Annotated in this window: 12 protein-coding genes and 1 pseudogene; 10 read left to right on the top strand and 3 right to left on the bottom strand. The window is 29.4% G+C overall.

Annotated features, from left to right (window positions below; translation table 4 throughout):
* Window positions 1-51: 51 nt before the first annotated feature.
* Window positions 52-450 (bottom strand): hypothetical protein, encoded by a 399-nt coding sequence (locus T395_RS0100740; protein ID WP_029512603.1) that lies wholly within the window; start codon window positions 448-450, stop codon window positions 52-54.
* A gap of 83 nt (window positions 451-533) precedes the next feature.
* Here T395_RS0100740 and T395_RS0100735 point away from each other — a divergent pair, with 83 nt between their 5' ends.
* From T395_RS0100735 to der, 4 genes are all read left to right on the top strand, one after another.
* Entirely contained in the window at window positions 534-1,658 is a 1,125-nt protein-coding gene (locus T395_RS0100735) for a DnaJ C-terminal domain-containing protein (protein ID WP_029512602.1), read from the top strand.
* 69 nt (window positions 1,659-1,727) lie between these two features.
* Window positions 1,728-2,195: a hypothetical protein gene (locus T395_RS0100730; protein ID WP_029512601.1), complete on the top strand. Its 468-nt coding sequence runs from the start codon at window positions 1,728-1,730 to the stop codon at window positions 2,193-2,195.
* Between the two features lie 88 nt (window positions 2,196-2,283).
* Window positions 2,284-2,967 carry a (d)CMP kinase gene (gene cmk / locus T395_RS0100725; RefSeq protein ID WP_029512600.1) on the top strand — a complete coding sequence of 228 codons (684 nt, stop codon included), beginning with the start codon at window positions 2,284-2,286 and terminating at the stop codon, window positions 2,965-2,967.
* Window positions 2,960-4,270 (top strand): ribosome biogenesis GTPase Der, encoded by a 1,311-nt coding sequence (gene der, locus T395_RS0100720; RefSeq protein ID WP_029512599.1) that lies wholly within the window; start codon window positions 2,960-2,962, stop codon window positions 4,268-4,270. Before cmk ends, der begins: the two co-directional genes overlap by 8 nt.
* Before the next feature lie 130 nt (window positions 4,271-4,400).
* Here the strand turns inward: der and T395_RS0100715 are convergent, their stop codons facing one another.
* The gene (locus T395_RS0100715; protein WP_029512598.1) at window positions 4,401-5,162 is read right to left on the bottom strand and encodes an MAG0110 family membrane protein; all 762 of its coding nucleotides are present in this window, start codon (window positions 5,160-5,162) and stop codon (window positions 4,401-4,403) included.
* A gap of 57 nt (window positions 5,163-5,219) precedes the next feature.
* Window positions 5,220-7,055 carry a ribonuclease J gene (locus tag T395_RS0100710; RefSeq protein ID WP_029512597.1) on the bottom strand — a complete coding sequence of 612 codons (1,836 nt, stop codon included), beginning with the start codon at window positions 7,053-7,055 and terminating at the stop codon, window positions 5,220-5,222.
* Between the two features lie 135 nt (window positions 7,056-7,190).
* On the opposite strand from T395_RS0100710, the gene hprK reads away from it, so the two are divergent.
* The 6 genes and pseudogenes from hprK to T395_RS03345 all read left to right on the top strand — a co-directional run.
* A complete protein-coding gene (gene hprK, locus T395_RS0100705; protein ID WP_029512596.1) occupies window positions 7,191-8,114 on the top strand; it encodes an HPr(Ser) kinase/phosphatase in 924 nt (307 codons plus the stop codon).
* Window positions 8,114-9,094 carry a prolipoprotein diacylglyceryl transferase gene (lgt, locus tag T395_RS0100700; protein ID WP_029512595.1) on the top strand — a complete coding sequence of 327 codons (981 nt, stop codon included), beginning with the start codon at window positions 8,114-8,116 and terminating at the stop codon, window positions 9,092-9,094. Before hprK ends, lgt begins: the two co-directional genes overlap by 1 nt.
* A gap of 1 nt (window position 9,095) precedes the next feature.
* Window positions 9,096-10,010: an NAD(P)/FAD-dependent oxidoreductase gene (locus T395_RS0100695; protein ID WP_029512594.1), complete on the top strand. Its 915-nt coding sequence runs from the start codon at window positions 9,096-9,098 to the stop codon at window positions 10,008-10,010.
* 138 nt (window positions 10,011-10,148) lie between these two features.
* Entirely contained in the window at window positions 10,149-10,349 is a 201-nt protein-coding gene (rpmB, locus tag T395_RS0100690) for a 50S ribosomal protein L28 (RefSeq protein ID WP_029512593.1), read from the top strand.
* Window positions 10,350-10,458: 109 nt separating this feature from the next.
* Window positions 10,459-11,616 (top strand): DNA (cytosine-5-)-methyltransferase, encoded by a 1,158-nt coding sequence (gene dcm / locus T395_RS0100685; protein ID WP_029512592.1) that lies wholly within the window; start codon window positions 10,459-10,461, stop codon window positions 11,614-11,616.
* 160 nt (window positions 11,617-11,776) lie between these two features.
* Window positions 11,777-11,979: pseudogene (locus T395_RS03345) on the top strand (IS1634 family transposase); the annotation flags it as partial.

The raw sequence follows: 11,979 nt of genomic DNA, 5'->3' as shown, positions 1-11,979 counted from the left end.
AAGCAATTTCTATATTTTTTATTTTCCAAAAAGCCTATTTTATAGGCAAAATTAACTAGGTAAAATTTGGTGAGTTCGATCTCAAATTAAAATTGTACAAATTAGAATAACACAAAGAGCAAGCAAAATAATAACAATTGATCAAAGCAAAACAGACGATAAAATCATTTTTCTTTTACTTTTCTTAATGTATGTTTTATCTGAAATTGCATCTTTAATGGCTGTTTCTAATAATTTTTCATGAAAGTCATCAGACAAACTATCAATTTCATCACGGTTGAATATTTTCATTGCTTCAGCATCCATTATTGAAGTTACGATTAAATCATCAGTTTTATTTTTATTTGGCACAGAAATTATTGTCACTGTGTCAGTGTTTTCATTTTTATTTTGTTCTTCAACAACGCTTTTATTTTCTTTTTTAGCTTTTTTGCTCTTTAGTAATCTCATGTCTTAATTTTACTAAATTGAACAAATGACAAAATTAAAATAATATATTAGCAAATAAATAGCTTCTGTGCTAAAATTTCTACATGTCAAAAAAAGATTTTTATGAAGTATTAGGTGTTAGCAAAACAGCAACAGAACAAGAAATTAAAGCTGCTTACCGTAAATTAGCAATGCAATATCACCCCGACAAATTGAAAGACGGCACAAGTGATCAAAAAATGCAAGAATTAAACGAAGCTTATGAAGTATTAAGCGACAAAGAAAAAAGAGCAAATTATGATCGTTTTGGTAATGCTGAAGGTCAACCAAATTTCGGTGGCATGAATTTTGGTGGGATGAATATTAATTTCGGTGACTTTAGTGAAGATTTAGGTGATATCTTCGGCAATTTCTTTAGCGGATTTGGCAATTTTGGTAGAAAAAAACAAAAACCAACAGGGCCAATCCGTGGTGAAGATATTGAAGCAGAAATGAGAATTGGTTTTCTTGACGCTGTTCATGGTAAAAAAATTCAAAGAACATTAACAAAATATGAACTTTGTGATGAATGTAATGGAACAGGAGCAAAAAATCCAAGCGATGTTGTAACTTGTCCAGACTGCAATGGTCAAGGAGTTATTAATCAAGTTTTAAATACTCCATTTGGCCAACAAATGGTTAGAAAACAATGTGCTAAATGTGGTGGTAAGGGTAAAATCATTAAAGATGTTTGTCCAAAATGCCATGGTTCAATTTATATAAAGAAAAGCAAAATTGTTACATTTAATATTAATCCGGGAACTCAAACCGGTGAAGGTATTAAATTAGATGGTTATGGTCAACCAGGTGAAAATGGTGGTCCTGCCGGTGACATGATTGTAAGATTTGTAGTTAGCGATCACCCTTATTTTAAACAACGTGGTTTAGATTTAATGATTGAACTTCCAGTTTCATTTTTAGATGTTATTAAAGAAAACACAATTAAAATTCCTTCTCCTTATGGTGCTTTTGATTTAAAACTAAAAAACAGTTACAATAATGGTGAAACATTAAACATTAAAGGCAAAGGTATAGTTAAAGGCAACCGCGCAGGAGACTTGATTATTAAATTGTCAATTGTAATGCCTAAATTATCAAGCAGAGAGATGAAAAAAATGGCTACATCACTAGAAGACTTTAATGATGACACCAACACAGAGTTCATAAAGAAAATTGATAAACTTAAATAATTTTGAAATGCGGAAATTAATATTTCGCATTTTTCTTTTATATTATTTTGCAATCTATAAAATTAAATTATGCAAAAAGAAAAAGAAAACAACAAAAATAATCAAGCATATTCTTTTGAAACATTGTTAGCTAGTTTATTAAAAGTTAAACCAGAGCTAAAAAAAGCTTGAGAAAAATTTGGTAAAATTGACGATTTAAGCAGTTTTATAGATAAATACGGTTTTGCTTTTGATGATGATTTTGGTAAATTGTTTAATTTGAAAACACCAGATTTAATTGGTAATAAACAAATAATTGACATTTTAAGTAAATATGAAGAGTTAGATAAACAAAGCCAAAAAAATAAACAAAACCCTTTTTCAAAATTAACTTTTTCTTCACAAGAATTGGATTTTTTATTAGACCAAATTAATAATAATGAATTAAATGACTCATCAATTTTGTCTGATGAAACAGTTTTTGATAAAACACAAGAAGATAATTTAGATCAAACAACGATTATTAAAATCCAAGATTTTGTTGATATTGATAATTAACTCATTTTTGATGTTTTTTAACTATTATTTAAACTTAATAATATAAAATTAAAAGAATATATAAATGTTTAATTCTTAGGAGTAAATTATGAAAAAAATTAATATTGCTATTGACGGACCTTCAGGTGCGGGAAAATCAACAGTTTCAAATGAATTAGCTAGAAGGCTTGGTTATATTTTTGTTAATACAGGGAGCTTTTATCGGGCAGTTGCTTATTATGCTTGTAACCAAAATGTTGATATAACAAATGAGGAAGCAGTTGTTAAATCATTAGAAACTTTAAAAAATAATCATTCAATTACTATTGATGATCAAGAACATATTTATTTAAATGGTGAAAATATTACATCAGAAATTAGAGCTGATGTTATTTCAAAGGCCGCTTCAAAAATAGCAACTTATAAACCTGTTCGTGAATATGTTGTTGATACAATTCAAGCTATAACAAAGGCAAATAAGGGTTATATTATGGATGGTAGAGATACAACATTCAGAATTATGCCTTATGCCGAAATTAAAATTTTCTTAACAGCTTCACCTGAAGAAAGAACCAAAAGAAGAATTAAACAAAATGAAGAATTAGGCTACAATACTGATTTTGATACAGTGTTAGCTGAAATCAAAGCACGCGATTATCAAGATACCCACAGATCGATGGATCCATTACACAAAGTTTCAGATGCAATCGAAATCGATTGTACTTTAATGGGCTTTGAAAAAGTTGTAGAAACAATCATCAATTTGGTTAAAGAAAAGGCTAATAATGCGTAATAACATTATTGCTATTATTGGTAAACCAAATGTGGGTAAAAGTACCTTATTTAACCGTTTAGTAGGTAAAAAAAGTTCGATCACTTATGATAGACCAGGTGTAACTAGAGATCGTCTTTATGAAACTTTCGAATGAAATGGCAAAGAAATTAAAGTTATTGATACCGGTGGTATCGAAGTTGAAAATAAACCATTTCAAGAGCAAATTAGAACTCAAGCTGAAATTGCTATTGATGAAGCAAACGTTATTATTTTCATGGTTGATGGGTCAAGCGAAATTACTAATGATGACATGATGATTATGAGCAAATTAAGACAAGCTCATAAACCAATAATTGTTGTTGCTAATAAACTCGAAGGTAGAATGTCAGAGTTCAATTATGATTGATATAAATTAGGTGCAGACCATATTTTTACCATTTCTGCTCAACATGGACATGGAATTGGTGATGTTTTAGATGAATGTTTAAAACATCTTAATCTTGATGATGAACACGAAGAGAAAAAATTCAAATTATCAATTATTGGTAGACCAAATGCTGGAAAAAGCTCTTTATTAAATCGTTTAACCAATGATAACCGTTCAATAGTTTCAGAAATTGCTGGAACTACAAGAGATAGTGTTAAAAGCATAGTTAAAATTAGAGGCGAAGAATTCGAAATAATTGATACAGCCGGAATTACCAGAAAAAGCAAAATCGAAGATAATGTTGAAAAATATGCTTTAATGAGAGCAATTACTTCATTAGATGATTCAGATTTATCATTGATTATGATTGATGCTTCACAAGATTTATCTCACTTTGATGCTAGAATAATTGGTTATGCTTTAGAAAATGATAAGCCAATTATTATAGTTGTTAATAAATGAGATTTAATTCATAAAGAAACTAATACTATGGCAGAATTTGAAAAGAAAATGCGTTTCAGATTCCATTTTGTGCCATGAGTTCCAGTTGTTTTTGTATCTGTTAAACACAATCAAAGAATGGACAAATTAATTGACATCATTTTAAAAGTTAGAAACAATTTATTAAGAGATGTTAAGCCTCAAGCTTTATCAACATTTATTCGTGAAACTCAAATTGTTCAACCAGCCGCTCCATATAATGGTGGTAGATTAAACATTTACTTTGTTAAAAAAGTTGAAGCTCCAATCCCAACATTTGTCTTTTTCGTGAATAATAAAAAATTTCTACACTTTAGTTATGAAAGACATTTAGAAAAAGAAATTAGAAAAGTGTTAGATTTTACTGGTTGTCCAATTAAATTAATTTTCAAAAACAAAAATGGTTTAGATTAACAAAAAAACACAAATAGCATATTTGTGTTTTTTTACTATAAAACAGCCTAATTAGGCAATTTACCTGTGTTGATATTAGGAAAACTCTCACCTAATTAATAAAATAAAAATCACCATAAGGTGATTTAAATTAATTACCTTTGAGAAGCATTACAACGTAATACACAACATAAATGTAATCAAAAGCAAATTTGAAACCGAAATAAATTCCGTGTGTCATTATAGCTTTTCAACTGTTTAATTCAGCAGGATCATAAATTTCATTTGACGAAACTTTATGTAATAATCATCAATCAATTGCCATATAGCAACCGCCTAAAGCAATTCCAGCAACAATAATAAGTGTGTTGATTTTTTTATTAAACACAAATATTGAAACTATTGATGTAATAATCATTATAGCTACTAAAGCAATTGTAATAAATCAAACAAATTTGATTTTAATTAAATTCATACTGCCTAATAAACCAATAATTATCATTAATGCAGCTGGCAATAAAAAGACCGCCGCTATTTTTTCTGGTTCTAAAGCTTTTGTGTAATACAAGATTGGAGTTACTAATTCAAAACCAATAATACCCATTAAAATTGTTGAACAAACAAACGACAAAATAGGATTCAGTTTTATCCAGAATTTATTTAATAATGTTGCTGCAACTATGAATATGACTGCTAAACTAATGGCAATTATCAAGCCTTTTAAAAAGTTTCTATTTGAAAATAAGTGATCTCAAACTTGGAATTTTAAACATAAGAAACCAACTAAAAAGGCTATAAATAAGTTGATTCCAAATCACATCATTGCTGAAGCAAACAATTTTGCTTTAGCACTCTTAAAGATTTTAGAGTTATTTGATTCTATATTTAATTGATTATCTACTGTATAATTCATGGACTAATTTTACCATATCATCAGGCTAAAAAGTTATTAAAAAATAATCCTTACGGATTATTCTTCATCATCTTCATCTAAAAAGTCATCTTCTAGTTCTTCTTTTGAACCAAAAATATCACTTTTAATTTGATTAAGCATTTTTAGTGTTTCTTTGTTTTCTTCTGCATTATCTCTACTGTTGAATTGAATTGGCACATTTACGAACATTGGTTCATCTTCTTCATCAGTAAATAAGATAACAGGAATAATAACTGGCCTTCTTCTTTTTTCCTTATAAAATAGATTTTCTAGTCTTTCGCTAATGATTTTTTTTAATTCTACAACGTTTCAATCAGGTGTATTTTTAATGTAATATAAAGTTGCTCCATGAGCTATTCTTTTTGCTTCTTCAACTAATTCAAGTGAATTTTTTACATAAAAACTACCACGACTAATTAATGATGGTCTGCCAATAATAGCGTTATCTTTTTTATCAATTGTTAAAATAATGCTTACGAAACCACTTTCAGCTAAATTAGCTCTTTCTTTCATGATGTTAGCATTCAAACTTAAAACATTATTACCATCAATATAAATTGGGCCAAAATCGATTTTTTCATCTGTTTCATAGACTTTTTGGTCAATCATATTATAAACTCTACCTAATGAAGGGATGATAATATTTTTGGGATTTACGCCATTTCTCACAGCACTTTCACCATGAACCATTGACATACGATATTCACCATGATAAGGTAAAAAATATTTAGGCTTAGTTAATTGGAAAATTTTATCATGCTCATGTTTATAAGCGTGTCCTGAAGTGTGTAAATAGCCATCAACTCCATTTTCTTTAATTATTGCGCCTAATTTTGCTAGTCTATTAACTAACAATTCAATCACCATTCTATTGCCAGGAATTGGTGATGAAGAGAAAATAATCATGTCATCTTTTTCAATTTTAACAATTTGATGCTTGCCATAGCTCATTCTTGATAAAGCAGCTAATTGTTCACCTTGACTACCAGTGGTTAAAATAACTAGATCTTTACCAGCAACATTTGGAATTTCTTTTTTATCAACAAAAATTTCAGGCGAAGCATTAATATAACCTAATTTACGACCTATTTTTACTCCCTGAACCATCGATCTACCAAATGTGGCTACTTTTTTACCTAATTTTTCAGCTAATTCAATAATTGCTTTTACACGTGTTAAGTTTGAAGCAAAAGCTGTAATAATAGTTTTTTTAGTTGCTTGACGCATGTATTTTTCAATGTCAGTTAAGATGTCATTTTCACTAGGTGAGTGCATTGGACGCATTGCGTTAGTTGAATCGCTTAATAAAACTGTTAAGCCTTCTTTACCAATTTGATCTAATTTTGAAAAATCAGTAAAGTGATTTCCGATTGGATTGTAATCAAATCTGAAATCACCTGTACACATTAATGAACCATTTGGGGTAGTAATTCTAATTCCAAAAGCATCTGGAATTGAGTGTTGAGCTGATCAAAAATCAACTTTACAGTCGCCAAATTGATGTACTGCTGTTTTTTCTGTTTCAATAAATTCAATTTTTTGACTAATTCTATGTTCATCAAATTTAAGCTTAAAATATTGAATTGTAATTCTTGGAGCAAAGATTTTTTTAATATTAACTTGTTTTAATAAATGAACTACTCCACCGATGTGATCTTCATGTCCGTGAGTAATAAAAAGACCTTCGATGTTTTTCTCTTTATCCTTTAAATAAGTGTAATCGGGAATAATACCTTTAATACCAGTTGTTGCAATATCAGCAAATTTAATACCAGCATCAATAATAAAAATATGTTCTCCGTGTTCAACAACTAAAGTAGATTTACCTATTTCTTGAACACCCCCGATTGGTATGATACGAGTTGGTGTCATACTTAACTCCTTTCAAAATTATTATTCTTATGTAATTACGTGTGGGAATTTAATATGTTAATTTTAATGTAAAACACATTATGTTATATAAAAAAATTAATTAAATTATAATAATTAAGTATATTAAGGCTAAATATGAATAAAAAAGTTATCAACGTTAAAAAAATTATTGAAAAGTTCAATATCCAAATTGCCAATGCAGAACATGAGCTTAGTTATCGTGACATTTTAGATCCAGCTGTTAAACAAGTTGGTTTAGAGTTAGCTGGTGAAATGGTAAGTTCAAGACACCATAAAAATGTTATTTGTTGAGGAACAGCGGAAAGTTTATTCTTTAAAAAAATTGGCAAAAGAAATGCTATTAAAGCAATTGATGAAGTTCTAAAAATCAAACCGCCTCTTTTAATTTTGTCAAAAGGGGTTAAAGAAATACATCAACAATGAATTGTAAAAATAGCAACAAAATACAAAATTCCAGTTTATTGTGCTAATGCAAGTACTGCTAGTGTTATGACAACAATTGGCACATATTTAACAGACTTCTTTTCAAAAGAAGAACAAGTTCATGGTTGTCTTGTTTCAATTGGTGGAACAGGTGTGCTAATTATTGGTAAAAGTGGAGTAGGTAAGTCAGAAGCAACTCTTGAATTAATTCAAAGAGGCCATGTATTTATTAGTGATGATGCTGTTTTAATTAAACACATCGGTGGAAATTTTTATGGAACATCGCCGGAGCTTACAAGAAATTATATTGAAGTTAGAGGTATTGGTTTAATCGATGTTAAATATACTTATGGTATTAAAGCTATAACTTCTGGAGCTGTCATTGATCTAGTTGTTGAATTAATTATTCCAGAAGGAAATAATCAATTTGATAGATTAGGTATTGAATATTTACGTTATCCAGTTTTAGATGGCTCAATTGTTAAAACACAGATTCCAGTGCGTAACGGTTTTTCTGCTGCATCATTAATAGAAGCGGCAGTTAGCACTTATTTGGCTCGTCGTGAAGGCTTTAGTGTTTTAGAACAATTAGAACAAAGAAAGGAGAAAATGTAATGAATGAAATTTGATATCCAAGCGCAGCTTATAAAGCTGGTCATGCAGGTGTGCTATTTAGTATTGGTTCATTTGAAATAAGAACTTACTCATTAACCTTGTTTATAGGTATAATGGCATCAATTTTAACTATTGCTATTTTTTGAGCAAGACAAAAATACAAATGAGAACACTTGATGTCTTTAATTTTAATTACTATTCCAACTGCTATTATTGGTGCGCGTTTATGAGACTTAGTTGAAGAATTTCTTTATAAAAGAGATACATTTGACTTTAGCCGTTGGTATGCTATCTGAGAAGGTGGTTTAAGTATTCAAGGTGGAGTTATTTTAGCCTTTCTTTGCGATTTTATTTATGTATATACCAAAAGAGATCAATTAGACATTCGTAAATGTGGAACAATAATCATTCCAACAATTTTAATTGGTCAAGTAATTGGTCGTTGAGGTAACTATGCCAACCATGAGTTATATGGAAAAGTTGATTGGAACGGTTCAAGTGTATTAATTTTTGGCAAAAGTTTTGCAAGTAATATGTATATTTCTGATTCTGTTTCTGATGCTTATAACCAAATTGGACTTTATAGATACCCATTATTCTTATATGAAGGTTTAGCTAACTTAGTTGGTTATTTAATTATTGTGTGAGTAATTGGTTGATTTGGTTTATTAAAACCAGGCGCTTCAGCCGGCTTGTATTTTGTTTGATATGGTATTGTACGTTTAGCAATGGAACCGCTACGTGAAACATCATATTCAATGTATGTGTTAGCATCTTTAGCCTTTATTGTTGGTGGCGCAATAGCCTTTATTTATTGACAATGATTCTCAAAAGTTCACTATTTCGTTGTTAAAAGAAAATACTATTTTGACTATAAATATGCTCATCCTGAACAATATGCCCAAATGATTAATAAAACAAGATTTTTCAGAACTAAAAGAACTAAAGAAAATCTAACTGCTTTAACATTAAAAGGATAAAATGAGTACAAAATACGATGTAATAATTATTGGTGCCGGACCCGGCGGCTTAAATGCAGCACTATATACTTCAAGAGCTAACTTAAAAGTTGCTCTGGTTGAAAAAGGTGCTCCTGGTGGCAAAATGACAGCTACTTCCAAAATTGAAAACTGATTAGGCTTTGATATTATCGATGGTTTTGATTTAGCTTTAAAAGCTTATAATCATGCAATTTCTTTTGGAGCAGAACATGTATTTGGAGAAGTGAATAAAATTGAAAAATCAGGCGAACTATTTATAGTTAGTTTAGCTTCAGGCGACCAATTAACCAGTAAAAAAGTCATTATTGCTACAGGGATGTTAAACAGAGAACCAAACTTTATTGAAAATTATCAAAAATATGTTAATCGCGGAATAAGTTATTGTGCTACCTGTGATGGTCCTTTATACAAAGGTCAAAATGTGTTAGTGTTAGGTGGCGGAAATAGTGCGGTTGAAGAATCGGCATACTTAGCAAGAATAGCAAGTAAAGTTTATTTAGTAGTTAGAGACAATCATTTCATCGCTGAACCAAGATTAGTTGATGATTTAAAAAAGCTGCCAAATGTTGAAATTTTCATGGAACACCAAATTAAGCAACTACAAGGCGAAAATGGTATTGAAAAAGCACAAATTATTGATTTAAAAAACAATGAACTTAAAGAAGTTGAGGTAAAAGCATTTTTCCCATTTATTGGTTTTATTCCAAACAATTCTTCATTCAAGCATTTAAATATAACTGATCAAGCTGGTTTTATCATTACAGATGACCATATGCAAACAAGTATTGAAGGGCTTTATGCAATTGGCGATATTCGTAAAAAAACAGTTCGCCAAATTGTTACAGCAGCATCTGACGGAGCTATTGCTGCTAAACATATAGCAGACACAATTTAACTAAAAACGCTATGAAACAGCCTTTTTAGGCTATTTGTAATCTTAAACATTAAATTAAAAAAAATCTTGTAATATATTTTTTTAATATATAATTAATATACTTTTTAAACTATAGTTTTAATTATGAAAGGAGACCCTATGTCAAGAGTTGACCAAATTACAGGAAAAGGTCCATTAGTTGGTAACCAACGTTCACACGCTATGAACGCTACAAAACGTAAATTTAACGTGAATTTACAAAAAATTACAGTTATGGTTAATGGCAGAAAAATGACTTTAAGAGTTAGTGCCAAAACAGCTAAAACTATTAAAAACAAAGGTGTTAGCCTTTCAGCTTAATTATTAATAATCAAAAAGATGCCGCAAGGCATTTTTTATTTAATTTTTCACAATATATAAAATTTACAAATTAATCATTTGTTTATAATTAAATTAACCTAGGAGAAAAATGAAAAGCAGAGCTGAAATATTAAAATCTAAAAGAGAAAAATTAGGCATAACAAGAAAAGAATTTGCAGATGCATTATCTTTATCTAAAAATCAGGAAAAAGAGATGAAAGACTGAGAATGTGAAAAAAAAGAAATTCCTGATGCAATTTTTGAAAAAATAAATGCTTTTCCAACCGAGCCAAAATTTAATTTTAAAAATAATAATCATTCTTTTACAATTATTGATTTGTTTGCTGGAATCGGAGGAATAAGACAGGGTTTTCAAAGACATGGAGGAAAAACTGTCTTTTCTTCTGAATGAGATAAATTCGCACAAAAAACTTATGAAATTAATTATGGAGAAAAACCTTCCGGCGATATTACTCAAATTGATCCACAAGATATTCCTGATCATGATATTTTATTAGCTGGTTTCCCTTGCCAACCTTTTTCACAAGCGGGACTAGGAAAAGGTTTTGACGACCATAGAGGAACATTATTTTTTAATATAGCTGAAATTTTGAGAGCAAAAAGACCAAAAGCTTTTATGCTAGAAAATGTTAAACGTCTAAGAACACATGATAAAGGCAATACACTAAAAGTTATTTTAAGAATCTTAAATGAACTAAATTATTATGTTCCAAGTCCAGAGGTATTAAATGCTTATCATTTTGGTGTGCCACAGAACAGAGAGAGAATAATAATTGTCGGTTTTGATAAACAATATCTTAAAAATAATTTTGATGAATTCATTTATCCTAAAGGCAAAATCGACGAAAAGATCAAAATTAAAGACATTTTAGAAAAAAATGTTGATGAAAAATACACAATAAGCGATCGTTTATATCAAAACCAAATCAAAAGAAAAGAACTACAAAAATTAAAAGGGAATGGTTTCGGTTTTTCTCTATTTAACGAAAATGACAAATATACAAACACAATTAGTGCTAGATATTACAAAGATGGAAGCGAAGCGTGAATTGAACAAAAAAACAAAAACCCTAGAATGCTTACACCGAGAGAATGTGCAAGGCTCCAAGGTTTTAGCGACGATTTTGTAATTCCTGTTTCAAATGCCCAAGCCTATAAACAATTTGGTAATTCTGTTTGCATAAATGTAATTGAAGCAGTTGCTAAATCGATGCTAGACTTTATGAAAAAAAATGGAATTTTATAGTTCCATTTTTTAATAACATTCTTCAATAAGAGCATTCCAAAATTTAGTCCCGCATTTCCCACTTGCGGGTTTTTTTATGCTTTTTTTACACATACATATTTATAAATAAATATGTAAAAAAACTAGTAATTTACTAGGTAAAGTATGGTATAATACAGTTATGAAAACCAAAAAAGAAGATAAAAGAAAATGAATATTATGTGTTTCAAACCAAAAATCAGGTAAATATATTCAGGTTGGTTATAGAAAACCCAAAGGTACAGGCTACGAAGTAAGATTTGGCATTGGTTATGAACATGACTTTGAAAAATATCAAAAAAATTCAATTGAAAAAATCAAAATGCTTATTAAAGACATACCGCT

Source organism: Mycoplasmopsis iners ATCC 19705 (assembly GCF_000701805.1).
Lineage (GTDB): Bacteria > Bacillota_I > Bacilli_A > Mycoplasmatales > Metamycoplasmataceae > Mycoplasmopsis > Mycoplasmopsis iners.
This window is presented reverse-complemented; position numbering and strand designations above follow the sequence as displayed.